Source organism: Bradyrhizobium vignae, assembly GCF_004114425.1.
GTDB classification, from domain to species: Bacteria; Pseudomonadota; Alphaproteobacteria; order Rhizobiales; family Xanthobacteraceae; genus Bradyrhizobium; species Bradyrhizobium vignae.
In genome coordinates this window covers 84,398-108,080 of sequence record NZ_RDQF01000012.1, presented here as the reverse complement: position 1 = coordinate 108,080, position 23,683 = coordinate 84,398, and the positions used below count along the sequence as shown (strand labels likewise).

Below are 23,683 nucleotides of genomic sequence, written 5' to 3'. Positions count from 1 at the left end.
AGCGTTGCCGGCACCCAAACCTGATTGTTGCGATACCGGCCGAGGCGAGGGTCGCCGTCTTGGGGCCCATTTTGCAGGAGAAGCTATTTCCTCCTCGCGAATTGAACCTGCCCTGGGTCGATCATGGCGAGCTCAGCGTCATTGGTTGGGCAGCCGTTTGAAGCTTGCTGCAAATCGCGTCGTTTGAACGGGGAATGAGCACCGTCAAAACTAAGCTCTCACAAACAAAAGCGGGAGAGCCGGTTTTGGGTTAAGCATACGCCTTGAGACACCGAGGCAACTCGTCGGGTCCGGTGTGTGCTGGCTAACAATGCGCCGCCGTGGGCAGCCATGATCTAGATCGAGCTACGTTGGCGCGAGGGAGCTTCAACATATTTTGGGGAACGAGATGGCAGTGGTGGCGTGCGGGTATTCCGTCATCAGCGTCGTCCGCACCGTATCGAGATCGCGCGCGACGACCAGCGGCAATCTCACATCGAGGAGGTCTTTGAACCCAGACTACCGGCTTTGGGCCGTTCAGTACGGACCGGTCACGCATAGTGTTCGACAGCTGCTGGAAGCGCATGCCCTGGCTCATGGGTGCTGATCCTGACGGGTGCCGAAGAATTAGAACATTCAGGGCAGCTTCCGCCGCGGCGAGCCGGATCGCGTTGAACGTGCAATCCCACATCGAAGTCGCGTATGGATACAGAATGAGAATCCTTTCGCACGTTTTGCTCGACTTGTCGCTTTATCCCGCACTTTTTGCTTGGTAAGTTTCGCAATCGACGGGGAAACTAAATGTCTGAAAGTGCTGCAATGATATTCTCGGTAATTGCCTGACGGACCATATAGGCTTCGCCTCAACATGCACTCAAAACTCGCCCGCAAGCCCGTGAAGACCTACCACCATGGCGATCTTCGCGATGCGTTGATCAAGGCTGCGCTGCACGAAGCAGAGCAGGGTGGCGCCGAGGCGATCAGCATCAAGGCGCTTGCAAAGAAGCTCGGTGTCTCGCAGCCGGCGCCATACCGGCATTTTGCCGACCGCGAGGCGCTGCTCGCGGCAGTCACCGCGGAGGCATTCCGGCAGCTCTCGGCGCTTCTACGCGAGGCAATGGCAAAGCCGTCGAAGCAGTCGAAACTCTCGCGGCTCGCGCAGGCGACACTCGATTTCGGTCTGCGCCGAAATGGCATCTACCGATTGATGTTCGCTTCGCGCACGGTGTCCTGTGCGGCCAAGGGCAGCGAGCTGCACGAGGCGACACGGGAGACCTTTGCGCTCGTGATCGAAGCTTTGGAAGCGCCCGCTGTCGGCTACTTGCGTGAACGGCAGGCGCTCAAGATCTGGGCGGCGCTCCACGGTGTGGTGATGCTGGCCGAGCAGGGCTTGTTCACCGGCGAGGCGGCGCATGCCACGCGCGAGGAGCTGGTCGAGGATTTCGTCCACGAGACGAAGGCTGCGCTTGCGGTCGCGATCAAGGACGTCCAGCGTCGAAAAAGGGCTGGCGCTTAAGCCTTCGCCTTCAGCAGTCTCATCAGCTTGTCGACCGCGCTGTCCGGCGTCGTCACGACAGGGCGACCGGTTGCCTCCGCGACCAGCGGCGCCGTTGCCGCAATGCTGAACTGCGCCAGTGCGACGACGTCGCAATCGCGCAGCTCCCTTGAAGCCTCCGCAATCAGCCGGTCATGTGTGGCGCGGTCGCCGCGGTCGAGCGCAGCCAACGCGCCCTCGGCGAGTTTCGGAACGATTTGGACGGAGGTCGGAAATTCCGGCGGCATCGAGACCAGCGTCGGCGGAAAAGTCGAGAGCAGGCCGATGCGCTGGCCCATCGTCACCGCGCGCTCGATCATGGCCTCGTTCGGCTTGAGCACCGGCATCGATGCATGCGCGCGCGCCACCGCCTCGATGCAGGGGCCGAAAGCGGAGCAAGTGAACAAGATTCCATCCGCTCCCGTCGCCGCTGCGTAATCGCCGAGCGCGAGGAAGCGATCGGTCATGGTGTCGCTGAGCGAACCGTCGCGCGCCAGGTCCGCCGACAGGCTGTCATCGAGCAGGTTCATCAGCCGCGCCTCGGGCCACGCCTTTGCAAACGCCGCTTCGATCGGGGCGATGGAATGCTTGAGGGCGTGGATCAGGGCGATGCGAGGGGGCGTTGCCATTGAACGTATCTACTGGTTCCGTGCCCCGGACGGAGCGCAATGCGCAGCACTGCGCTCCGGAGCCGGGGTCCATTGTCGCTGCTGGGTCCCGGCTCTGCGCAGGAGCGTTGCACTGCAGCGCGTCCGGGACACGATCAATATCTACTTGAACGGAATGGCGTACATCAGGCCGCCCTTGCTCCAGAGGCCATTGAGCCCGCGATCGAGCTTGAGCGGGCTCGCCTTGCCGACGTTGCGCTCATAGATCTCGCCGTAGTTGCCGGTGGCCTTGATCGCCGTGGCCAGCCATTTGTTGTCGAGCCCGAGTCGCGAGCCGAGGTCGCCCGAGGTGCCCAGCAGGCGCTGGATCGCCGGCGTCTGCGACTTCGTCATCTCCTCGACATTGGCCTGCGTGACCCCGAGCTCCTCGGCCTCGATCAGGCCGTAGTGCAACCAGGTGATGATGTCGCTCCAGACTTCGTCACCGTTGCGGGTGAAGGGGCCGAGCGGCTCCTTGCTGATGGTCTGCGGCAGCACGACGTAGTCGGCCGGGTTCGGCGCCGCCGTAATCACCGCGCCGGCGAGTGCGGAAGCGTCCTGGGTCATGGCATCGCAGCGGCCGCCGAAAAAGGTCTGGTACATGGTGTCGACGCGATCGAACACCAGCGGCTTCCAGTCGATGCCGTTGGCTCGGCCGTAATCGCCGAGCGTGACCTCGTGCGTGGTGCCTTGCGCGACGCAGACGGTGGCGCCCTTGAGGTCCTTCAGCTCCTTCACGCCGAGGTCCTTCTTCACGACAAAACCCTGGCCGTCGTAGAAGTTGATCGGGCCCTGGCGCAGGCCCAACGTCACGCCGCGCAAGTAGGTCTGCGTCGAGTTGCGGTACAGCACGTCGATCTCGCCTGATTGCAGCGCGGTGAAGCGGTTCTGGGCCGTCAGCGAGACGTAGCGCACCTTGTTGGGGTCACCGAGCACGCCGGCGGCAAGCGCGCGGCAATAGTCGACGTCGAGACCCTTGTAGTTGCCTTGCGAGTCCGGCGCGGAGAAGCCGGCGAACCCGGCGCTGACGCCGCAGACCAGCGTGCCGCGGCTCTTCACCGTGTCGAGCGTCGCCGCCGACGCCATCACCGTTGATGCTGCGAGCACGCTCGCTGCGATAACCACTTTCCTCATACTACTCTCCCCTCAGTGATTGATGCTACGCAACACGTTATCGACGGCGGTGCCGAGCTTGTCGACGATCAGGTCGATCTCGTCGACTGATGCGATATAGGGCGGCGCCAGCAGCACGTGGTCGCCGCGCACACCGTCAACGGTGCCGCCGCCCGGATAGCAGCCGAGCCCGCCGGCGAAGGCTTCGGCCTTGATCTTCTGGTGCAGCTTGAGCGCTGGATCGAAGGAGGCGCGCGTCGCGCGATCGGCGACGAGCTCGATCGCCCAGAACAGGCCGCGGCCCCTGATGTCGCCGACATGGCGGTGATTGCCGAAACGTTCGGTCAGGCGCTGCTCGAGCTGCCGGCCGCGCTCCTTGACTTGCTCGAGCAGACCGTCCTCGCGGATCACATCCTGCACCGCGAGCGCGGCCGCGCAGGCGAGGGGGTGCGCGAGATAAGTGTGGCCGTGCTGGAATGCGCCCGAGCCCGAACGGATGGTGTCGATGATCTTGCCGCTTGCGAGCATCGCACCGATCGGCTGATAGCCGCCGCCGAGCCCCTTCGCGATCGCCTGGATATCAGGCGCCACGCCCTCCTGCTCCCAGGCATGCGTCGTGCCGGTGCGGCCCATGCCGCACATCACCTCGTCGAGGATCAGCAGAGCGCCGTGGCGATCGCAGATCTCGCGCACGGCTTTGAAGTAGCCGTCCGGTGCGGTCACGGCGCCGGCGGTGGCGCCGACGACGGGCTCGGCGAGGAATGCCGCCACGGTGTCGGGGCCGAGCCGCTGAAACTCGACTTCGAGCTCGGCGGCGAGCCGTGCGACGAACTGCGCATCCGACTCGCTCTCGCGCTTCTCGTGGTAGGCGAAGGCCGGCGTCACGTGACTGAAAGCGGTCGAGAGCAGCGGCGCATAGGGTGCGCGGCGCCAGGCATTGCCGCCGGCGGCGAGCGCGCCGAGCGTGTTGCCGTGATAGCTCTGCCGCCGGGCGATGAAGTGCTGCCGCTGCGGCTCGCCGCGCTCGATGAAATATTGCCGCGCCAGCTTGATGCTGGCTTCGATCGCCTCCGACCCGCCGCTGACGAAATAGGCGTAGGCGAGGCCGCCGGGCTCGTGTCCCACCAGCGTTTCGGCAAGTGCTTCTGCCGGCTCGGAGGAGAAGAAAGCAGTATGCGCATAGGCGAGAGTGGAGGCCTGCTTTGCCATCGCCGCGACCACGCGCGGATGCTGATGGCCGAGGCAGGAGACCGCCGCCCCGCCGGAGGCGTCGATGATGCGGCGCCCGTCCTCGGCGAAGAGATAAACGCCTTCGCCGCCAATCGCCTTCGGCGGCGTCTCGCGTAGCGAGCGATGCAGCACGCGGCTGGTGCGAGTACTCATGGATCAACCTTTCTCCGAGACGTAAGTCGAGGCCGCAGCAAGCCGCGCCTCGGTATTCTCCAGACGTTTTTTGGCGGCCGTACCGCCGAGCGAGAACATCACCGCAGCGAGCGACTGGGCGATCGCGATGGCGCCGGTGAGGCTCGGGAAGAAGCCGGGCGATGAGGCTGCTTCGAACAGCAGCACGTGGTCGGCGCCCTCGGCCATCGGCGCTGCGAGACTGTCCGCAATCGCGATCAGCGTTGCGCCACTGCGATGAGCGGCTTGCGCGACGCGGACGCTCGCATGTGTGTAAGGCAGGAAGCCGATCACGATGACGGCTTCGCCGGGACGGAAGGCGCCGAGATCGAGATCGTCGGGACCGGATGCGCCGACGAGCTGCACCTGCTCGGGGCGGAACAGTCGCAGCTCGTAATTCAGGAGCTCCGCAACGCTGCGGCAGCTTCGATAACCTGCGATCCAGATCCGCTTGGCATCGTGCAGCGCGCGCGCCGCTTCTGCAATGAGTTGCGCTGGAATGCGCGGAAGGCCGGCGGCCTCGGCCTCGAGCTTGTCGATGACAAGTGCGACATCGGCGTTCGGCCCATGGCGACGGCCTTTTGTGCGCCCGGAGAAGGGCGCGGTCTGCGACGGCCGCCGTGCCTCGGTCAGCGCCGCACGCAGTTCGTCCCAGCCAGAATAGCCGATCGCCTTGGCAAGCCGCGTGAACGCGGCTGGATCGGCGCCGGCCTCTGCCGCGAGATCGCGCATTGAGCGGGTGGTGGCGTCATAGTCATTGGCCGCGACGAAGCGCCCGACCTCCTGCAGCCGCATCGGCAGCGATGGCAACGCGATGCGCAGTTCGCTCAAGGGCGAGGATTTCGCGGGCTCAGCCATGAAACATTTGTTGCATGAAACGGGGTTTGGTGCAACACTTGACGTGCGCCGCCGGAAATCGCTGCATTTTGAGAAGGATTTTTGTGCTGTGACTGCCGATCATCCCAGACCGCCGCCGCGCCGCCGCCTGTTCGCGCTTGGGCGGAACGAATTGGAGGGCCTGTTCTGGCAGGTCCTGGTGGTCGGCATCGCGGTCGCAGTGATCGTCTTCCTCTGGTCCAACACCGTCACCAATCTCTCGGCCCGGCGCATCACGACTGGCTTCGCCTTTCTGGGCCGCGAGGCCGGCATGCCCATTGCCGACAGCCTGCTCGCCTACAATCCGAGGGACACCTATTTCTGGGCGTTCGTCGTCGGCATCGCCAACACCTTGCGCGTCGCGGTGATCGGCATCGTCCTTGCGACGATCTTGGGCACGTTGATCGGGATCTCGCGGCTGTCGGCCAACTGGCTGCTGTCGCGGCTCGCCGCCGTCTATGTCGAAACGCTCCGCGATATCCCGCTGCTGCTTCAGCTCCTGTTTTGGTACGTGCTGATGCAGGCCTTGCCGGCTGCACGCGCCGCCTGGCGACCCGTCGAGGGCGTGTTCCTCTCCAATCGCGGCCTGATCCTGCCGGCGATCCCGTTCGGTCCGCCGCAACTCGCGGTGCTCGGCGCTGCGGTATTGGGTTGCGCGGTGTCCTATGTCATTCGGCGATGGCTGGTCGCGCAGCAGATGCGCGACGGAAGGCCGCGGCCGGCCTGGCCGTTTGCGCTCGGCCTCATCGTCGTGATGCCGGTGGCGGTCTCGCTCGCGCTCGGCGTGTCCTGGTCGATCGAATGGCCGCAGCTGCGCGGCTTCAACTTCGTTGGCGGGCTGACGCTCGCGCCGGAATATTTCGCGCTGCTGATCGCGCTCGTCACCTACACCTCGGCCTTCATCGCCGAGATCGTCCGCAGCGGCATCCAGTCGGTGCCGCGCGGCCAATGGGATGCCGCCAACGCGCTCGGCCTGCGTCGCAGCTTCATGCTGCGGCAGATCATCCTGCCGCAGGCGCTCCGCGTCATCGTGCCGCCGATGACGAGCCAGTATCTCAATCTGACCAAGAACTCCTCGCTCGCGGTCGCGATCGGATACCAGGACGTGGTCTCGATTGCCAACACCACGCTGAACCAGACCGGGCAGGCGATCGAAGCCATCGCCCTGATCATGGCGGTGTTCCTGACCATCAGCCTTTCGATCAGCTTCTTCATGAACTGGTACAATGCGCGCATCGCGCTGGTGGAGCGCTGATCATGACCGCAATCACGGAGATTCCGGACGCCCCGCGCGCCGCCCGCCGTCCGCAGATAGGCAATCCGGTGCTGCGCTGGCTGCGCACCAATCTGTTCTCCTCGATCCCGAACGGCATCATCACGGTCGTGCTGCTGGCGCTGCTCGCCAAGGGCATCTTCAGCTTCGTGCAATGGGGCATGGCGAACGCGGTCTGGCTGACGCCGCCGAACGATTCCAGCGCCTGCCGCGCAGTGCGTGGCGTCGGTGCCTGCTGGGCGATCATCCCCGAGAAATATCGCTTCATCCTGTTCGGCACCTATCCATTCGACGAGCAGTGGCGGCCAGCGCTATCAGTCGGGCTGTTCATCGTGCTGTACTACCTCTCGACCCGCCGCGCACTGTGGCGGCGCGAGCTTGTCTATCTCTGGATCGGTGCGCTGGCGCTGATCAGCGTGCTGATGTGGGGCGGCGTGCTCGGACTGTCCTTCGTTTCGCAAGACCGCTGGGGCGGACTGCCGGTGACGCTGATCCTGGCGACGTTCGGTCTCGCCTTCGGCTTCCCGCTCGGCATCCTGGTCGCGCTCGGCCGTCGCTCGAAGCTGCCGGCCATCCGCTCGCTCAGCGTGCTCTATGTCGAGCTGATCCGCGGCGTGCCGCTGGTGAGCCTGCTGTTCATGGCGAGCGTGATGTTTCCGCTATTCATGCCCGCCGGATTCAACATCGACAAACTGCTGCGCGCACAGATCGCGATCATCCTGTTCGCCGGCGCCTACCTCGCCGAAGTGATCCGCGGCGGGCTTCAGGCGGTGCCGCGCGGGCAATATGAAGCCGCCGACGCGCTGGGCCTGTCCTACTGGCGCAAGCACCGGCTCATCGTCCTGCCGCAAGCGATCCGCCACGTCATCCCGCCGCTGGTCAACACCTTCATCGCCTTCTTCAAGGACACCAGCCTCGTGCTGATCATCGGCATCTTCGATCTGCTGACGACGGCCAAGACCGCGATCATCGATCCGGCCTGGCAGCAGTTCTCGGTCGAGGTCTACGTCTTCGTCGCCGCGATCTACTTTGTCTTTTGCTTTGCGATGTCGCGCTACAGCCGGAGCCTGGAGGCAAGGAGCGGGAGATGAGGTCTCGTGTCCCGGACGAGGTGCAGCGCGCCAGCGCTGCGCCGGAGAGCCGGGACCCAGGAATTCACGGGAGCTCGCGGAGAGATGGGCCCCGGCTCTGCAGCGCACCGCACCGGACGATCCTTCGCACCGCCCGGGACGCTGCGCTGCGCCCGGAGCACGAGGTTACCGCTTCACCTTTGGATCAATCGGCGTCGTGGCGCGAAGGTCCAGAATATCCTCCAGCACCTTCGCGCCGGCGATCACCTGCGCGTCGGCGCGGGGGGCGCCGACCACCTGCACGCCGACGGGCAAGCCTGATGCCGTGAAGCCGCACGGCAGCGACAGCGACGGGCAGCAGGCCAGCGTGATGGCGTAGACGATGCCGAGCCACTCGATGTAGCTCTCGAACCTCTTGCCGGCGCATTCGGCGACATAGCGATGTTCGATCGGGAAGGGCGGCACGATCGTCGTCGGTGTCAGCAGCAGATCGTAGGTCTTGAAGAATTCGACCGCGCGCGCGGTCATACCGACGCGTTGCTCCTCGGCGCGCGCCAGCCGATCGACCGTGAGCTTGAGGCCTTCCTCGATGTTCCAGATCACCTCAGGCTTGAGCAGGTCCCGCCTGGTGCGTAGCAGATTGGCCTTGCTGATCGCGAAATCGAAGGCGCGCAGCACGTGGAAGCATTCATGCGCCTCGCGCCAATCTGGATGCGCCTCCTCGACGATCGCGCCGGCTTCGGCAAAGCGTTCCGCCGCTTTGCGCGTAATCGCTTTCACTTCGGGATCGACCGGGGTGATGCCGAGATCGGGCGAATAGGCGATACGCTTCGGCTTCTTGCCTGCGCGCGCGGATGTCAGGAACGAGGTTGCGGGCGCCGGCAGTGACAGCGGATCGTCGGCGTAGTCGCCGCTCATGGCATCGAGCAGAAGCGCGAGGTCCTCGACGTTGCGCGCCATCGGGCCCTGCACGCCGAGATTGCGATCGATACCCGCCTTCGGCGTATGCGCGACGCGGCCGATGCTCGGCCGCATGCCGACGATGCCGCAGAAGCTAGCCGGGCTGCGCAAGGACCCGCCCATGTCGGAGCCCTGTGCCAGCCAGGCCATGCCGGTCGCAAGCGCCACCGCCGCGCCGCCGGACGATCCCGCTGCCGATTTCGTCGTATTCCAGGGATTGAGTGTCGCGCCGAACACCTCGTTGAAGGTGTTGGCGCCGGCGCCGAATTCCGGCGTGTTCGACTTGGCGTAGACGAGGGCGCCGTTGGCCTCGAGGTTCTCGACCATGAGGTCGGATTTCGCGGGGATGTTGTCCTTGAAGATCGGCGAGCCCTCTGTTCAGTACGCCCGCGACGTCGGTCAGGTCCTTGATCGGCACCGGCAGGCCTGCGAGCAGCCCGCGCGCACCGGCCGGCTTCTGCATCAGCGTCTTCGCACTCTCGCGCGCGCGATCGAAGCACAGTATCGGCAGCGCGTTGACCTTGCCGTCAACCTCAGCGATGCGCTTCTCCAGTACATCCAGGAGCTCGAGCGGCGAGACGTCGCCGGAGCGCAGCTTGTCGACGACGGTGCAGGCGGTTTCGCGGATCAGGTCTTGAGACAACTATCTTACTCCTACCTCTGGATCGTCATTCCGGGGCGCCCGAAGGGCGAACCCGGAATCTCGAGGGTTCTCAGGTGCGCAACTGCACCATGGTTCGCTGCTCTTGCATCGCCCCGGAACGACGGTGCCTAAATCATTTCGGGGCGGTTAACCCCACCCCGCGCTGATGCCGCCGTCCACCGTGTAGATCACGCCCGACGTGTAGCCGGCGCGGTCCGACGCCAGGAACGCCATGAGGTCGCCGATCTCGCGCGCATGCGCGGGGCGGCCGAGCGGCAGGCTCTTCTGGAATTCTTTGTAGCGACTCTCGTCGCCGAATTGGTGCTTGGCCCGTGTCTTGAGCAGGGTGACGTGGCGGTCGGTGCCGACCGGCCCGGGATTGATGCCGACGACGCGGATGTTGTCAGCGAGGCTCTTGCCGCCGAGCGCACGTGTGAACGCCATCAGGGCCGCATTGCCGGCGCTGCCGCAGATGTAGTTTGCGTCGAATTTCTCGCCCGCTGCGCCGATGTCGTTGACGATGACGCCGCCGCCCTTCGCCTTCATCTGCGCATAGATATGCCGCGTGAGGTTGATGTAGCCGAACACCTTCAATTCCCAGGCGTGCCGCCAGGTCGCCTCGTCGATCTTGTCGATCGAGCCGCCGGGGATATCGCCGGCATTGTTGACGAGCACGTCGACGTCGGCAGCTTCTTTCGCCAGCCGCGCGACGTCCTCTTGCTTGCGCAGATCGACGATGCTCGTCGCGGCGTCGATCTGGTGCGCTGCGCGCAAGCGGTCGGCCAGCGCGTTCAGCGCCTCACCGCTGCGGGCCGCCAGCAGGAGATGCGCGCCTTCCTCGGCGAACGCCTCGGCGGCGGCTGCGCCGATGCCCTTGGACGCGCCGGTGATCAGGACGCGCTTGCCACGCAGATGCAGATCCATGAGGGGTACTCGTTCGTGGGAACAGGATCAAATCAGTAGGCGCTTGGCCGCGCCATGGTCAAGATTGCAGTGCAGCGTTGCACTGCCGCCGCGTTTGGTCCATTGCAGTGCGGTCAAAACGCGGCGGCTGCCGGACCAACCAAGGACGTTATCGATGAGCAAGAAGCAATACCGGATCGCAGTCATTCCTGGCGACGGCATCGGCAAGGAAGTGATGCCGGAAGGTCTGCGCGTTCTGGAGGCGGCCGCCAAGAAGCACGGCGTCTCCGTGCATTTCGACCATTTCGATTTCTCGTCCTACGACTATTACGAGAAGCACGGCCAGATGATGCCTGATGACTGGAAGGACAAGATCGGCAAGCACGATGCGATCTATTTCGGTGCGGTCGGCTGGCCGGCCAAGATTCCGGATCACGTCTCGCTGTGGGGCTCCTTGATCAAGTTCCGCCGCGAGTTCGACCAGTACGTGAATTTGCGTCCGGTGCGGCTGATGCCCGGCGTGCCGTCGCCGCTGGCGGGTCGCAAGCCCGGCGACATCGATTTCTGGGTGGTGCGCGAGAACACGGAAGGCGAATATTCCTCCGTCGGCGGCCGCATGTTCCCGGATACCGACCGCGAGTTCGTGACGCAGCAGACGGTCATGACCCGCACCGGCGTCGACCGTATCCTGAAGTTCGCCTTCGAGCTCGCGCAGTCGCGGCCGAAGAAGCACCTGACCTCGGCGACCAAGTCCAACGGCATCTCGATCACCATGCCCTATTGGGACGAGCGCGTGGAAGCGATGGCCAAGAAGTTTCCGGGCGTGAAGTGGGACAAGTACCACATCGACATTCTCACGGCGAATTTCGTGCTGCATCCGGACTGGTTCGACGTCGTGGTCGGCTCGAATCTGTTCGGCGACATCCTCTCCGACCTCGGCCCGGCCTGCACCGGCACCATCGGCATCGCACCGTCCGGCAACATCAATCCCGAGGGCGATTTCCCCTCGGTGTTCGAGCCTGTTCACGGCTCGGCGCCCGATATCGCGGGGCAGGGCATCGCCAACCCGATTGGCATGATCTGGTCCGGCGCGATGATGTTCGAGCATCTCGGCGAGAAGGAAGCCGGCAAATCGATCGTCGAGGCGATCGAGCGCACGCTGGCCGAACGCACGCTCCGCACCAAGGACCTCGGCGGCAATGCCGATACTACGGCCTGCGGCAAGGCGGTCGCGGATATGGTGGACTAAGTTGTTCTGGCGCGTTCACGCATCCAAGGCGGAACGCGCCAGCGTCCGACAGTTTATCACCCCACGATCTTCTCGATCGCCGCCTGATCCAGCCCGAACTTCTTCCCGGCTTCTAGAATCTCCTGCCAAGTGGTCGGATCGATCGGAATGCCTTCGGCAAGGCGCTTCGTCTTGGTCTCGCGCTCGGGATCGCCGGCGATCCTGACCTTGTCGACGCCGGGTGCGGGCGGCGAGCCGGTGTGCCAGGCGACGAAGCTCTCGACTTCGCGCGCGAGATTTTCGCCGGTGCCGAGCTTGCCCGGGTCGATGACGATCGAGAGCATGCCGTTGAGGACGTTGTACTTGCCGTCGGACGGACCCTTGACCACCTGTCCGCCGGAGAGGGCGCCGCCGAGGATTTCGCAGACCAACGCGAGGCCCGACCCCTTATGCTCGCCGAACGGCAGGATGGCGCCGTACGGGGGAATCACGGTGTAGCGCGGATTGACCGTGGGCTTGCCTTCATTGTCGATGATGGTGCCGGGCTCCAGTTCGACGCCCTTGTTGTGGGCGACGCGGGTCTTGCCCTGCGCGATCCTGCTGGTGGCGAAGTCGAGCACGATGGGGTTCTTGCCCCTGCGCGGAATGCCGACGCAGAACGGGTTGGTGCCGTGGCGCGCATCGCTGCCGCCCCAGGGCGCCACGATCGGACGCGAGATCACGTTGACGAAATGGATCGACACCAGCCCGTGGTCGATGCACTGCTCGGCCCAGTGGCCGATGCGGCCGATGTGGTGCGAGTTGGAGAGGCCGACGAGACACACGCCGTTGCGCTTGGCGCGCTCGGCCGCCAGCTCCATCGCTTCATGGCCGATCACCTGGCCGTAGCCGGTGAGGCCGTCGAGGGTGAGGAGCGGACCGGTGTCGAGCACGATCTTGACGTGCTGGTTCACGGCGAGGCCGCCATTGGTGACGCTTTGGACATAGCGCGGGATCATGCCGACGCCGTGGGAGTCGTGTCCCTTCAGATTGGCCTCGACGAGGTTGGTGGACACGAGCTCGGCTTCGCGGTCCGAGGAGCCGCCGGCCTTGACGATGGCGCGGATGGCGTTGGTGAGCGGCTCTGCCTTGATGATACGATAGTCGGCCATTGTTGTTGCTCTTATCCTTGCACGATGCGGCGACAGTGGATCCAGGCCGCTTCAATCAGATTTTCGCTCGCTTCCGGCGTGCGGAATGCGGAATGCGCCGACAGCGTCACGTTCGGCAGCTTCGTCAGCGGATGATCGCCGGGCAACGGCTCGATGTTGAAGACATCGAGGCCGGCATGGCGGATGTGGCCGGATTTCAGCGCATCGATCATGGCGGCCTCGTCGACGATCGCGGCGCGGGCGGTGTTGACGAGGATGACACCGCGCTTCATCGCAAAGATCCTCTCGCGCGTGATCATGCCGCGGGTCTCGTCGTTGAGCAGCAGATGCAGCGACACGACGTCGCTTCTGGCCAGCACCGTATCGAGATCGGTGAACTCGACCCCGGGATGGCTCTTGGGCGAGCGGTTCCAGGCGATCACCTTCATGCCTGAGCCGGACGCGATGCGCGCAACCTCGGCGGCGATACCGCCGAAGCCGATCAGGCCGAGGGTCTTGCCGGTGAGCTGCATGCCGTCCTCGCGCAGCCAGTTGCCGGCCCGCATCTCGCGGTCCATCATCGCGATGACGCGGGCCGAGGCCCACATCAGCGCGATCGCGGATTCGGCGACCGCCGTGTCGCCATAGCCCTTGATCAGATGGACGGAGATGCCGAGCTCGCTGAGCTCCTCCGGGTTCATGTAGCTGCGCGCGCCGGTGCCGAGGAACACGACGTGCTTCAAGCCGGTGCATTTCTTTGCCACCTCGGTTGGCAGCGCGGTGTGGTCGACGATGGCGATCTCGGCGCCATCGAGGATCTCGGGGTATTGCTCGGGCTTGATGTCGGGATCCCGGTTAATCCGGACCTTGGGATCATCAGGCTTGTTCAGCCGCTCCATGATCGCCGCGAGGGTTTCATTGGCGTCGACGAAAACTCCGCGCATGGTTCTCTCCGGTCAGGATGCGACGCCGGCGATCGCCAGCACGGTATGCATGAGGACGTTGGTGCCGGCGGCGCAGTCGCCCTGCGTGGCGTCCTCGAGCTCGTTGTGGCTGATGCCGTCCTTGCAGGGCACGAACACCATCGCCGCCGGCATGACGGTGTTGAGGTTGCAGGCGTCGTGGCCGGCACCGGAGGTGATGCGGCGGGAGGAATAGCCGAGCGTCTTCGCGGCGTTCTCGACTGCCGCAATCAGCTTCGGATCGAAATGCGTCGGCGCCTTGCGCCAGACTAGATCGATCTTGACCTCGACCTTGCGGCGTGCGGCGATGTCTCCAATCGAGGCGCGCAAATCGCGATCGAGCGCGTCCATGATGGCGTCATCCGCGCTGCGGCAGTCCATGGTGAAGGCGATCTCGCCGGGAATGACGTTGCGCGATGGGTTTGCGATCACGGCTTCGCCGATGGTGCCGACTGCGTTCGGTCCGTGCTTCTTCGCGATGGACTCCATCGCCAGTACGATCTCCGACAAGGTCGCCAGCGCATCGCGCCGCAGCAGCATCGGGGTCGAACCCGCATGGCTCTCGAAGCCGGAGATCTTGCCGTCATACCACAATACGCCCTGACCGGAATCGACCACGCCGATGGTCTTGCCCTCCGCTTCCAGAATTGGACCCTGCTCGATGTGCAATTCGACGAAGCAGCCGAGCTTCTGGAAGCCGACCGGCTTGTCGCCGCGATAACCGATGCTGTCGAGCGCCTGGCCGACGGTCGTGCCTTCGGCGTCCTTGCGCGACAAAATGTCGTCGGTGGTGAAGTCGCCGACATAGGCGGCAGAGGCCATCATCGCAGGTGCGAAGCGCGAGCCTTCCTCGTTGGTCCAGTTGACGACGCAGATCGGCGCCTCGGTCTCGATGCCGGCATCGTTCAGCGTGCGGATTACCTCCAGCGCGCCGAGCGTTCCCAAAATGCCGTCATACTTGCCGCCGGTCGGCTGGGTGTCGAGATGCGAGCCGATACCGACCGGCGGCTTCGACATGTCGCGTCCCTTGCGCAGGCCGAATATCGAGCCAAGCGCGTCGACGTGGACCTCCAGGCCGGCATCCTCGCAGGCCTTGCGGAACCAGTCGCGCACCTGTTTGTCTTCGCTGCTGAGCGTCAGCCGCCGCACACCGCCCTTGGCGGTCGCGCCGAATTGAGCAGTCTCGTGGATGGAGCCCCACAGGCGGGCGGAATCGATTTGCAGATTGGTGGCGGCTCGGCTCATGCGGTCAGTCCATTTTGGCTGTCGTTCGGGAGCGGCTCGAAGAGCCGAACCCGGAATCTCGAGATTCCGGGGTCGATGCTGTCGCATCGGCCCGGAATGACGTTGAAGGTTGTCCGGCGCTTTTTCAATGACGCGCCAGCGCGGGCGCGTCAACCGCGAGGCTGCTCTGCGCAATCTGCCGTGCGAGTTCGGCAACGCGCTCCACGGCGACGACGTCGGGCGAGGCGAGCCAGCTCGCGGTGAAGGTCAGCGGCGCGATCGCAAGATCGGTGTCGAGCAGTTGCAGCCGCCCGTCGGCAAGCTCGTTCTCGACGATGGCGTCGGGGATTACGGCGATACCGAGTCCCTCGACCGCCATATGGATGACCGTCGCCAGTGAGGCGGAGGCATGCAGGCGGATCGGCGGCAGCTCCGGGCGGTCGAACACCTCGCGCACGACTTCGTAAGGCTTGGTCTTGCGCGGGAACGTGATGATCGGAAACCGCGCAAGCTCCGCCGGCGTCACCGGGCCATTGCCGAGCCCCAGCGAGGGGCTCGCGAGGAAGCCGATCGGATAATCGGCGAGTACGCGATTGTGCACACCGGAGGCGGACAACGGCCCCACCACGAAAGCGAGCTCGATCTCCTGCGCGAGCAGGCGCGCGGTCAGGTTCGGCGTGATGTCGACTTCGATCTCCAGCGACAGGTTCGGGTAGACCTCGTTCACGCTCTTCACGAGCCGCGGCAGCCAGGTGTGCACGATGGTTTCGGCGACGCCGAGCCGCATCACCCCGCGCATCGCCGAGCGGTCGCCGATCTCCGCCATCATCTGCGCGCGCAGGCCGATCAGCTTCTCCGCATAGACCATCATTTGCCGGCCGCTCGGCGTCGGCGAGGCGATGCGATGATCGCGGTTCAGGAGCTTCACGCCCATCTCGCGTTCGAGCTGGGCGATGCGCTGGGAGATCGCCGGCTGGGTGGTGTTGAGCCTTTGCGCGGCGCCACGAAAGCTGCCGAGCTTCACAACCCATAGGAACGTCTCGATCGACCTGAAGTCCAGCATTGGAAGGATTTTCCTAGTCGATAAATCAGATTTATCGAGATTGATTAGAAACGACGATTAGACTTTATAGCACGCTTGGTGTTGGCTTGTCTTTGTCGAGTTTATAGGCAGGTCGATCACATGACTGTTTTGGTGGCAGCGCAGCAAACTGAAACGCCCGACGCCCTTCCGAGCCGTAAGGCTCGGCTCGCCTACCGCGCGGGGCTGGTCGCCTCCACGGCCGGCGTCGCCCCCGGATACGTTCAGGGCAATCTGGCGATCCTGCCGGCGGAATATGCCGGCGCCTTTCACCGCTTCTGCCAGCTCAATCCGAAGCCGTGCCCGATCATCGGCATGTCCGAGGTCGGCAGTCCTTTCATCCCATCGCTCGGCGCCGATCTCGACATCCGCACCGACGTTCCCCGCTACCGCGTCTGGCGTGACGGCGAAGTCGTTGACGAGCCGACCGATGTGTCCAAGTATTGGCGCGACGATCTCGTGACCTTCGTGCTCGGTTGCTCCTTCTCGTTCGAGGAGGCGCTGCTGGAGGAGGGCATGCCGATCCGCCACATCGAGAAGAACGTGCGCGTGCCGATGTATCGCACCAACATCGCCTGTGGTGAGGCGGGACCGTTCGCCGGTCCCATGGTGGTGTCGATGCGTCCTTTCAAGCCGGCGGATGCGATCCGCGCGGTGCAGATCACCTCACGCTATCCCGCCGTGCACGGCGCGCCCGTGCATCTCGGCCATCCGCATCTGATCGGTATCAAGGACATTGCGAAGCCCGACTACGGCGATCCGGTGCCCGTCGCGGATGACGAGATCCCGGTGTTCTGGGCCTGTGGCGTGACGCCGCAATCGGTGATCAACGCCGCGAAGCTCCCATTCGCGATCACGCATTCGCCCGGCTTGATGCTGGTGACGGATCTCAAGAACAGGGCCATGGCCGTGATTTAGTGGGCAGCGTTTGCCGCTTCTTCAGGCTTTACCGAATCCATCAATCGCTTCATTCGATCGGCCGAAATTCAGTAACAGGGGACATTGCCATGACGATCACTCGCCGCGACGTGTTGTTGGGAGCCACCGCCACTGCCGCTCTGGTGCCGCTGGCAGCGCGCGCACAGACCTCGGAAGTCGTGATCGGCGTGATCTATCCGTTCTCCGGCGGCAGCGCGCAGCAGGGCGTCGACGCGCAGAAGGCCTATGAGACTGCGCTCGAGGTCATCAACAAGGACACTGATTTCGACCTGCCGCTGGCCAAGGGCGAGGGCCTGCCGGGTCTCGGCGGTGCGAAGATCCGTCTCGTGTTCGCCGACCACCAGGCCGATCCGCAGAAGGGCCGCGCCGAGGCCGAGCGCCTGATCACGCAAGAGAAGGTCTGCGCCATCATCGGCACCTATCAGAGCGCGGTGGCCGTCACCGTCAGCCAGATCTGCGAACGCTATCAGGTCCCGTTCGTTTCCGCCGACAACTCCTCGCCGAGCCTGCATCGCCGCGGCCTGAAATATTACTTCCGCGCTGCGCCGCATGACGAGATGTACTCGGCCGCGATGTTCGACTTCTTCGACGCCATGAAGAAGAAGGGCGCCAAGATCGAGACGCTGTCGCTGTTCCACGAGGACACCATCTTCGGCACCGACTCCGGCAATGCCCAGACCAAGATCGCCGGTGAGCGCGGCTACAAGATCGTCACCGACATCAAGTATCGCACCAACTCGCCCTCGCTCTCGGCCGAGGTGCAGCAGCTCAAGACCGCCAATGCGGACGTGCTGATGCCCTCGAGCTACACCACCGACGGCATCCTCTTGGTCAAGACCATGGCCGAGCTCGGCTACAAGCCGAATGCAATCGTGGCGCAGGACGCCGGCTTCTCCGAGAAGGCGCTCTATGATGCCGTCGGCGACAAGCTCGAAGGCGTGATCTCGCGTGGCACCTTCTCGCTCGACCTCGCGCAGAAGCGCCCGATGGTCGGCAAGATCAACGAGATGTTCAAGGCGCGCTCGGGCAAGGATTTCAACGACCTCACCTCGCGCCAGTTCATGGGCCTGATCATTCTCGCCGACGCCATCAGCCGCGCCAAGTCGACCGACGGCGAGAAGATCCGCGATGCGCTGGCGGCGACCGACATTCCGGGCGAGCAGACCATCATGCCCTGGAAGCGCGTCAAGTTCGACGAGATGGGCCAGAACAACGACGCCGACCCGGTGCTGCTGCAATATGTCGGCGGCAAGTTCGTCACCATCTTCCCGCCGCAAGCCGCGATCGCCGAGGCGATCTGGCCGATGAAGTAGGTGTTGGGGGGCAAGCATTTGGCAGTTTAGCCAATAGAGCTGCCTCCCCGCACGTCATTGCGAGCGAAGCGAAGCAATCCAGAAATGGATCCACGGAGACAGTCTGGATTTGCTTCGTCGCAAGGCCTCCTCGCAATGAGGAGGAGGTAGTTTCCGCGCTTATCCAGTCATTTGTGGGGGACGACTTTTGACAGCCCAAGCCATTATCCAAAGTCTCGCGAGCGGCCTTCTTATGGGCCTGCTCTATGGACTGATCGCGGTCGGCCTTGCGCTGATCTTCGGCCTGATGGACGTCGTGAACTTCGCCCATGGCGAGTTCCTGATGATCGCGATGTATGCGAGCTTCTTCCTGTTCGCATTCTTTGCCATCGATCCCTTGCTGTCGGCGCCGCTGGTCGCCGCGGCACTCTTCGTGTTCGGGGCAGTGGTCTACCTGCTCGTTGTACGCTTCGCCATGCGGGCCAAGGCCAATGCCGGCATGGTGCAGATCTTCTCCACCTTCGGCCTCGCCATCGTGATGCGGGGCCTCGCGCAATTCTTCTTCACGCCGGACTATCGCAGCATTCCGCAGTCCTGGCTCGGCGGCAAGACGGTGTCGATCGCGGGCATCTTCCTGCCGGAGCCGCAGCTGATCGGCGCGCTGGTCTCGATTCTCGCCTTTGCCGGCCTCTACTTCTTCATCAATCGCACCGATTTCGGCCGCGCGCTGGAGGCGACGCGTGAGGATCCCGGCGCCGTCGCCCTCGTCGGCATCGACAAGAACCGCGTGTTCGCGCTCGGCTGGGGCTTGGGTGCCGCACTGGTCGGTCTCGCCGGCGCGATCATGGCGGTGTTCTTCTACATCTATCCCGACGTCGGCGCGTCCTTCGCCCTGATCGCCTATGTCACGGTGGCGCTCGGCGGCTTCGGCAGCGTGTTCGGCGCCTTCGCCGGTGGCATCATCGTCGGCCTCGTCGAGGCGGTTACGGCCCTGGTGCTGCCGCCATCGCTGAAGTCGGTCGGCATCTACGCCGTCTATCTCCTGGTCGTGTTCATTCGGCCGCGTGGCCTGTTCGGATCGATGTGATGGACAAGAATTTCGCTGCGCGGCGCCGCCGCGACCTCATCATCGCCGCGGTGCTGGCCGGGCTCGCGGCGCTGGCGCCGCTGTTCATCAAGGACGTCTACGTCCAGAACATCCTGATCCTGACCTTGATGTATGCGGCGCTGTCGCAGAGCTGGAACATCCTGTCCGGCTATTGCGGCCAGATCTCGCTGGGTCACGCGCTCTATTTCGGCATCGGCGCCTACACCACCGAGCTCTTGTTCACCAAGTTCGGCGTGCTGCCCTGGTTCGGCATGCTCGGCGGCGGCGTGATCGCCGCACTCATCGCGATGGGACTCGGTTATCCCTTCTTCCGCCTGCGCGGCCATTACTTCGTGATCGCGACCATCGTCATTGCCGAAATTGGCCTGCTGCTGTTCCAGAACTGGGAGTGGGCGGGAGCCGCGATGGGCATCACCGTTCCGATCCGCGGCGACAGCTGGCTGAAATTCCAGTTCCTGCGCACCAAGCTGCCATACTTCTATTTCGCGCTGGCGCTCTGCTGCCTCGCCTGGTTCGTCACCTGGTGGCTGGAGGACTCCAAATGGGGCTTCTGGTGGCGCGCAGTGAAGGACAATCCGGAGGCGGCCGAGAGCCTCGGCGTCGTCGTGTTCAACTCCAAGATGGGCGCGGCCGCCGTTTCCGCCTTCCTGGTCGCCATCGGCGGGGCCTTCTATGCGCAGTTCCTCGCCTATATCGATCCTGAAAGCGTGATGGGCTTCCAGTTCTCGCTGCTGATGGCGCTGCCGGCCGTGCTCGGCGGCATCGGCACCCTCTGGGGGCCGGTGCTTGGCGCCGCCATCCTGATCCCGATGACGGAGCTGACGCGCTCCTATATCGGCGGCTCCGGTCGCGGCGTCGATCTCATCGTCTATGGTGCGCTGATCGTAGCGATCTCGCTGGCGTTGCCGCGAGGCTTGGTGAGCCTGTTCTCCCGTGCAAAACCGAAGGGAGCCACGCGATGACCGCACTCCTGGAAACCCGCGGCGTCTGGCAGCGCTTCGGCGGCCTGGTCGCCAACAGCGACGTCTCGATCTCGGTCGGCCGCGGCGAAATCGTCGGCCTGATCGGTCCGAACGGTGCCGGCAAGTCGACGCTGTTCAACCTCATCGCCGGCGTGCTGCCGCCGACCCAAGGCTCGATCTGGTTCGACGGCGAGGATGTCACCCACATGCCGGCGGCCGAGCGCTGCCAGCGCGGAGTGGGCCGCACCTTCCAGGTGGTCAAGAGTTTTGAGACCATGACCGTCGTCGACAACGTCATCGTCGGTGCGCTCGTGCGCAATACCGTGATGCGCGAAGCCCGTCGCAAGGCGCATGAGGTGCTTGAGTTCACCGGACTTGCCGGGCGCGCGGACGTGCTCGCGAGCGACCTCGTGCCGGCCGAGAAGCGCCGCCTCGAAGTCGCGCGCGCGCTCGCGACCGAGCCAAAGCTGCTGCTGCTCGACGAAGTCCTCACCGGCCTGACGCCGACCGAGGCGCAGACCGGCGTCGCGCTGGTGCGCAAAGTGCGCGATGCCGGCATCACCGTCTTGATGGTCGAGCATGTGATGGAGATCGTGATGCCCTTGGTCGACCGCGCCATCGTGCTCGACCTCGGCAAGGTGCTGGTCGAGGGCAAGCCTGCCGACGTGGTCCGCGATCCCAAGGTGATCAGCGCATATCTCGGAGATCGTCATGCTGTCGGTGCGTGAAGTCACGACGGCCTATCAGGGCCTGGTCGCGATCTCCGCGGTCTCGATCGAGGTCGAGAAGGGCGAGATCGTCTGCGTCGCCGGCGCCAACGGCGCGGGCAAGTCGACGCTGCTGAAATCCATCGCCGGCGCCGAACGTCCGCGTTCTGGCACGGTGACGTTCGACGGCAAGCGCCTCGAGGGGATGGCGCAGCATCACATCACCGCAACGGGCATCGCCTATGTGCCGGAAAACCGCCGCCTGTTCCCGCGCCTGTCCGTGCGCGACAATCTTCGCCTCGGCAGCTACCTCTATCGCAGCGAAGCCGACCGCGAGGGGCCGCTCGATCTCGTCTTCAACCTGTTTCCGCGCCTCTCCGAGCGCCTGGAGCAGCGCGCCGAGACGCTAAGCGGCGGCGAGCAGCAGATGCTCGCCATCGGCCGCGCGCTGATGACGCGCCCGCGGCTCTTGATGCTGGACGAGCCGTCGCAGGGCATCATGCCGAAGCTGGTCGACGAGATCTTCCAGGCGGTGAAGCGCATCCGCGACGCCGGCATGACCGTGCTGATCGTCGAGCAGCGCATGGCCGAATGCCTCGAGATTGCCGACCGCGCCTACATCCTGCAGACCGGCCGCGTGCTGATGCAGGGCCCGTCCGCGGAGATCAAGGGCAATCCGGATGTGAGGAAGGCGTATCTGGGGCTGTAACCACAAGCGCCCTGCCGTAGCCCTGATGAGCGTAGCGATATCCGGGACAGGCCGTCCCACATGTCGCTGCGCTCATGCGGGCTACGATGATCGCCACAATCTCAGTCATCGCGAGCGTAGCGAAGCAATCCAGAATCTCTCCGCGGAAAGACTCTGGATTTCTTCGCGGAGCCTGTCATCGGGCCGCGCTTCGCGCGGACCCGTTGGCTCGCAATGACGAGCAGGGAGGCGGGCTCAATGCCCGTGCCCATCCTCGGGCAGCGTTACCCCGAACACCTTCACCAGATCCTTCACCTGCTCCGGCGACAAGTACCGCGGGTTCATCCCGCGCAGCAGCAGGTACAGCTTCGCCGTCTCCTCCAGTTCCTCCGTGGCGAACACCGCAGCCTCCAGCGTGTCGCCGGCGACGACCGGGCCGTGATTGGCGAGCAGCACGGATGAATATTTCCCGGCGAGACCCTTGATCGCATCCGCAACGGCCGGGTCGCCCGGGCGGTAATAGGGCACGAGCGCGGTGGCGCCGCATTTCATCAGGTAATAGGCCGTCATCGGCGGCAGCGCGGCACGCGGGTCGATCTCGGGCAGCATCGAAAGCGCGACCGAATGGGTGGAGTGCAGATGCACGATCGCCCGCGCACTCCCGCGCGTGTCGTAGAGCGCGGTGTGCAGCGGAACTTCCTTGGTCGGCGCATCGCCCGAGACCAGCTGCCCTCGGCTATCCAGCCGCGACAGCTTCGCAGGGTCGAGGAAGCCGAGCGAGGCGTTGGTCGGCGTCACCAGCCAGCCGCCATCGTCCAGCCTGACGCTGATATTGCCGGAGGAGCCCGGCGTCAGCCCGCGCTCGAACAGGGACCGCCCGAAGCGGCAGATATCCTCGCGCAGCAATGTCTCGTTGCTCATGGCCGTCATGCCTGCTTGTCTCACGCTTTGGCAGCGCGGCCAAGCCGTGATATTCGGTTGCCAGGCTGCCGCAAAGGGCGGCTATTCGGGAAACGTTCAAGGGTCAGTTGCATGTCCGCCTCCACGTCACAAAATCAGCGTATCGCCGTCGTCGGGCTCGGCTCGATGGGTTTTGGCATGGCGACCTCGCTGAAGCGCGCCGGCCATGCCGTGACCGGCTGCGACGTCTCGGCGGATGCCGTCGCGCGCTTCGTGAAGGATGGCGGCGCGGGCGCCAGGACCCCGGCCGAAGCGGCCAAGGAGGCCGATATCGTCGTCAGCGTCGTCGTCAATGCGGCGCAGAGTGAGGCGATCCTGTTCGGCAAGGATGGTGCCGCCGAGACCATGCCGAAGGACAGTGTCTTCATATCCTCCGCCACCATGGATCCCGACGTGGCGCGGCGCCTCGCCAAGCAGTTGGAGGCGACCGGCCGGCACTATCTGGATGCGCCGATCTCGGGCGGGGCCCAGCGCGCCGCGCAAGGCGAGTTGACGATTCTCGCCTCCGGTAGCTCCGCCGCTTTTGCCAAGGCGCGGCCCGCGCTTGATGCCATGGCGGCAAAGCTGTACGAGCTCGGCGATGCCGCCGGACAGGGCGCGGCGTTCAAGATGATCAACCAGCTTCTCGCGGGCGTCCACATTGCTGCCGCCAGCGAAGCCATGGCCTTTGCGGCCAGGCAGGGCCTCGACATCCGCAAGGTCTATGAGGTGATCACGGCATCCGCCGGCAATTCCTGGATGTTCGAGAACCGCATGCCGCATGTGCTGGACGGCGATTACACACCGCGAAGCGCGGTGGAGATCTTCGTCAAGGACCTTGGCATCATTCAGGACATGGCGCGCAGCGCCAGATTCCCGGTGCCGGTCTCTGCCGCAGCGCTCCAGATGTTCCTGATGACATCAGCCGCCGGCATGGGCCGCGACGACGATGCGTCGGTCGCGCGTATGTATGCGCAGGTCACCGGCGTCAAGCTGCCCGGCGACAAGTAAGCAAGAGGATCTG

General features: G+C 64.6%; 21 protein-coding genes and 1 pseudogene. 11 read left to right on the top strand and 11 right to left on the bottom strand.

Annotated elements, in window-relative coordinates:
• The first annotated feature begins 847 nt into the window (after nt 1–847).
• Nucleotides 848–1,495: a TetR/AcrR family transcriptional regulator gene (locus EAV90_RS13130; RefSeq protein WP_122404286.1), complete on the top strand. Its 648-nt coding sequence runs from the start codon at nt 848–850 to the stop codon at nt 1,493–1,495.
• Here the strand turns inward: EAV90_RS13130 and EAV90_RS13125 are convergent.
• The 4 genes from EAV90_RS13125 to EAV90_RS13110 form a co-directional block, all read right to left on the bottom strand.
• The gene (locus EAV90_RS13125; protein ID WP_122404285.1) at nt 1,492–2,142 is read right to left on the bottom strand and encodes an aspartate/glutamate racemase family protein; all 651 of its coding nucleotides are present in this window, start codon (nt 2,140–2,142) and stop codon (nt 1,492–1,494) included. The two genes, EAV90_RS13130 and EAV90_RS13125, sit on opposite strands and share 4 nt — an antisense overlap.
• A 141-nt stretch (nt 2,143–2,283) precedes the next feature.
• Nucleotides 2,284–3,294, bottom strand: a complete 1,011-nt coding sequence (locus EAV90_RS13120; RefSeq protein WP_129143562.1) for an amino acid ABC transporter substrate-binding protein — start codon at nt 3,292–3,294, stop codon at nt 2,284–2,286.
• 12 nt (nt 3,295–3,306) lie between these two features.
• Entirely contained in the window at nt 3,307–4,656 is a 1,350-nt protein-coding gene (locus EAV90_RS13115; protein ID WP_129143561.1) for an aspartate aminotransferase family protein, read from the bottom strand.
• A 3-nt stretch (nt 4,657–4,659) separates the two neighbouring features.
• A complete protein-coding gene (locus EAV90_RS13110) occupies nt 4,660–5,532 on the bottom strand; it encodes a MurR/RpiR family transcriptional regulator (RefSeq protein WP_122404282.1) in 873 nt (290 codons plus the stop codon).
• An 88-nt stretch (nt 5,533–5,620) separates the two neighbouring features.
• On the opposite strand from EAV90_RS13110, the gene EAV90_RS13105 reads away from it, so the two are divergent.
• Together EAV90_RS13105 and EAV90_RS13100 are read left to right on the top strand one after the other, a co-directional pair.
• On the top strand, nt 5,621–6,805 hold the full coding sequence (locus EAV90_RS13105; RefSeq protein WP_129143560.1) for an amino acid ABC transporter permease: 1,185 nt from the start codon (nt 5,621–5,623) through the stop codon (nt 6,803–6,805).
• A gap of 2 nt (nt 6,806–6,807) precedes the next feature.
• Nucleotides 6,808–7,914 carry an amino acid ABC transporter permease gene (locus EAV90_RS13100; protein ID WP_122404281.1) on the top strand — a complete coding sequence of 369 codons (1,107 nt, stop codon included), beginning with the start codon at nt 6,808–6,810 and terminating at the stop codon, nt 7,912–7,914.
• 165 nt (nt 7,915–8,079) lie between these two features.
• On the opposite strand, the pseudogene EAV90_RS13095 reads toward EAV90_RS13100, so the two are convergent.
• Together EAV90_RS13095 and EAV90_RS13090 are read right to left on the bottom strand one after the other, a co-directional pair.
• Nucleotides 8,080–9,496: pseudogene (locus EAV90_RS13095) on the bottom strand (amidase).
• 147 nt (nt 9,497–9,643) lie between these two features.
• A complete protein-coding gene (locus EAV90_RS13090) occupies nt 9,644–10,420 on the bottom strand; it encodes an SDR family oxidoreductase (RefSeq protein WP_129143559.1) in 777 nt (258 codons plus the stop codon).
• A 154-nt stretch (nt 10,421–10,574) separates the two neighbouring features.
• Here EAV90_RS13090 and EAV90_RS13085 point away from each other — a divergent pair, with 154 nt between their 5' ends.
• On the top strand, nt 10,575–11,648 hold the full coding sequence (locus tag EAV90_RS13085; RefSeq protein ID WP_129143558.1) for a tartrate dehydrogenase: 1,074 nt from the start codon (nt 10,575–10,577) through the stop codon (nt 11,646–11,648).
• Nucleotides 11,649–11,704: 56 nt separating this feature from the next.
• Here EAV90_RS13085 and EAV90_RS13080 read toward each other — a convergent pair whose 3' ends face one another.
• From EAV90_RS13080 to EAV90_RS13065, 4 genes are all read right to left on the bottom strand, one after another.
• Nucleotides 11,705–12,778, bottom strand: coding sequence for a malate/lactate/ureidoglycolate dehydrogenase (locus EAV90_RS13080; RefSeq protein ID WP_129143557.1), 1,074 nt, complete (start codon nt 12,776–12,778; stop codon nt 11,705–11,707).
• Between the two features lie 11 nt (nt 12,779–12,789).
• Nucleotides 12,790–13,701 (bottom strand): NAD(P)-dependent oxidoreductase, encoded by a 912-nt coding sequence (locus tag EAV90_RS13075; RefSeq protein ID WP_122404276.1) that lies wholly within the window; start codon nt 13,699–13,701, stop codon nt 12,790–12,792.
• Nucleotides 13,702–13,713: 12 nt separating this feature from the next.
• On the bottom strand, nt 13,714–14,964 hold the full coding sequence (locus EAV90_RS13070) for a Zn-dependent hydrolase (protein ID WP_129143556.1): 1,251 nt from the start codon (nt 14,962–14,964) through the stop codon (nt 13,714–13,716).
• Between the two features lie 124 nt (nt 14,965–15,088).
• A complete protein-coding gene (locus tag EAV90_RS13065) occupies nt 15,089–16,006 on the bottom strand; it encodes a LysR family transcriptional regulator (protein WP_129143555.1) in 918 nt (305 codons plus the stop codon).
• 120 nt (nt 16,007–16,126) lie between these two features.
• Here EAV90_RS13065 and EAV90_RS13060 point away from each other — a divergent pair, with 120 nt between their 5' ends.
• The 6 genes from EAV90_RS13060 to EAV90_RS13035 all read left to right on the top strand — a co-directional run bounded on the left by EAV90_RS13060 (nt 16,127) and on the right by EAV90_RS13035 (nt 21,741).
• Nucleotides 16,127–16,942, top strand: coding sequence for a putative hydro-lyase (locus tag EAV90_RS13060; protein WP_129143554.1), 816 nt, complete (start codon nt 16,127–16,129; stop codon nt 16,940–16,942).
• Between the two features lie 89 nt (nt 16,943–17,031).
• Nucleotides 17,032–18,276 (top strand): ABC transporter substrate-binding protein, encoded by a 1,245-nt coding sequence (locus tag EAV90_RS13055; RefSeq protein WP_162500370.1) that lies wholly within the window; start codon nt 17,032–17,034, stop codon nt 18,274–18,276.
• Nucleotides 18,277–18,463: 187 nt separating this feature from the next.
• Nucleotides 18,464–19,342, top strand: coding sequence for a branched-chain amino acid ABC transporter permease (locus EAV90_RS13050; RefSeq protein ID WP_122404271.1), 879 nt, complete (start codon nt 18,464–18,466; stop codon nt 19,340–19,342).
• Nucleotides 19,342–20,325, top strand: coding sequence for a branched-chain amino acid ABC transporter permease (locus tag EAV90_RS13045; RefSeq protein WP_129143553.1), 984 nt, complete (start codon nt 19,342–19,344; stop codon nt 20,323–20,325). The genes EAV90_RS13050 and EAV90_RS13045 overlap by 1 nt, the downstream gene beginning before the upstream one ends.
• Nucleotides 20,322–21,053, top strand: coding sequence for an ABC transporter ATP-binding protein (locus EAV90_RS13040; RefSeq protein WP_122404269.1), 732 nt, complete (start codon nt 20,322–20,324; stop codon nt 21,051–21,053). The genes EAV90_RS13045 and EAV90_RS13040 overlap by 4 nt, the downstream gene beginning before the upstream one ends.
• On the top strand, nt 21,037–21,741 hold the full coding sequence (locus EAV90_RS13035) for an ABC transporter ATP-binding protein (RefSeq protein ID WP_122404268.1): 705 nt from the start codon (nt 21,037–21,039) through the stop codon (nt 21,739–21,741). The genes EAV90_RS13040 and EAV90_RS13035 overlap by 17 nt, the downstream gene beginning before the upstream one ends.
• Before the next feature lie 234 nt (nt 21,742–21,975).
• On the opposite strand, the gene otnC is transcribed toward EAV90_RS13035, so the two are convergent.
• Nucleotides 21,976–22,650, bottom strand: a complete 675-nt coding sequence (otnC, locus tag EAV90_RS13030) for a 3-oxo-tetronate 4-phosphate decarboxylase (protein WP_164936894.1) — start codon at nt 22,648–22,650, stop codon at nt 21,976–21,978.
• Between the two features lie 102 nt (nt 22,651–22,752).
• On the opposite strand from otnC, the gene ltnD reads away from it, so the two are divergent.
• Complete coding sequence (gene ltnD / locus EAV90_RS13025) at nt 22,753–23,670, top strand: L-threonate dehydrogenase (protein WP_129143551.1); 918 nt, start codon at nt 22,753–22,755, stop codon at nt 23,668–23,670.
• Nucleotides 23,671–23,683 lie beyond the last annotated feature (13 nt).

Bases quoted from the DNA above. Each gene is read 5' to 3' on its own strand.
- EAV90_RS13065 (WP_129143555.1), bottom strand. From the start codon at position 16,006: ATGCTGGACTTCAGGTCGATCGAGACGTTCCTATGGGTTGTGAAGCTC.
- EAV90_RS13100 (WP_122404281.1), top strand. From the start codon at position 6,808: ATGACCGCAATCACGGAGATTCCGGACGCCCCGCGCGCCGCCCGCCGT.
- EAV90_RS13120 (WP_129143562.1), bottom strand. From the start codon at position 3,294: ATGAGGAAAGTGGTTATCGCAGCGAGCGTGCTCGCAGCATCAACGGTG.
- EAV90_RS13125 (WP_122404285.1), bottom strand. From the start codon at position 2,142: ATGGCAACGCCCCCTCGCATCGCCCTGATCCACGCCCTCAAGCATTCC.
- ltnD (WP_129143551.1), top strand. From the start codon at position 22,753: ATGTCCGCCTCCACGTCACAAAATCAGCGTATCGCCGTCGTCGGGCTC.
- EAV90_RS13060 (WP_129143554.1), top strand. From the start codon at position 16,127: ATGACTGTTTTGGTGGCAGCGCAGCAAACTGAAACGCCCGACGCCCTT.
- EAV90_RS13070 (WP_129143556.1), bottom strand. From the start codon at position 14,964: ATGAGCCGAGCCGCCACCAATCTGCAAATCGATTCCGCCCGCCTGTGG.
- EAV90_RS13040 (WP_122404269.1), top strand. From the start codon at position 20,322: ATGACCGCACTCCTGGAAACCCGCGGCGTCTGGCAGCGCTTCGGCGGC.
- EAV90_RS13035 (WP_122404268.1), top strand. From the start codon at position 21,037: ATGCTGTCGGTGCGTGAAGTCACGACGGCCTATCAGGGCCTGGTCGCG.
- EAV90_RS13045 (WP_129143553.1), top strand. From the start codon at position 19,342: ATGGACAAGAATTTCGCTGCGCGGCGCCGCCGCGACCTCATCATCGCC.
- EAV90_RS13115 (WP_129143561.1), bottom strand. From the start codon at position 4,656: ATGAGTACTCGCACCAGCCGCGTGCTGCATCGCTCGCTACGCGAGACG.
- EAV90_RS13090 (WP_129143559.1), bottom strand. From the start codon at position 10,420: ATGGATCTGCATCTGCGTGGCAAGCGCGTCCTGATCACCGGCGCGTCC.
- otnC (WP_164936894.1), bottom strand. From the start codon at position 22,650: ATGACGGCCATGAGCAACGAGACATTGCTGCGCGAGGATATCTGCCGC.
- EAV90_RS13055 (WP_162500370.1), top strand. From the start codon at position 17,032: ATGACGATCACTCGCCGCGACGTGTTGTTGGGAGCCACCGCCACTGCC.
- EAV90_RS13075 (WP_122404276.1), bottom strand. From the start codon at position 13,701: ATGCGCGGAGTTTTCGTCGACGCCAATGAAACCCTCGCGGCGATCATG.
- EAV90_RS13130 (WP_122404286.1), top strand. From the start codon at position 848: ATGCACTCAAAACTCGCCCGCAAGCCCGTGAAGACCTACCACCATGGC.
- EAV90_RS13080 (WP_129143557.1), bottom strand. From the start codon at position 12,778: ATGGCCGACTATCGTATCATCAAGGCAGAGCCGCTCACCAACGCCATC.
- EAV90_RS13110 (WP_122404282.1), bottom strand. From the start codon at position 5,532: ATGGCTGAGCCCGCGAAATCCTCGCCCTTGAGCGAACTGCGCATCGCG.
- EAV90_RS13085 (WP_129143558.1), top strand. From the start codon at position 10,575: ATGAGCAAGAAGCAATACCGGATCGCAGTCATTCCTGGCGACGGCATC.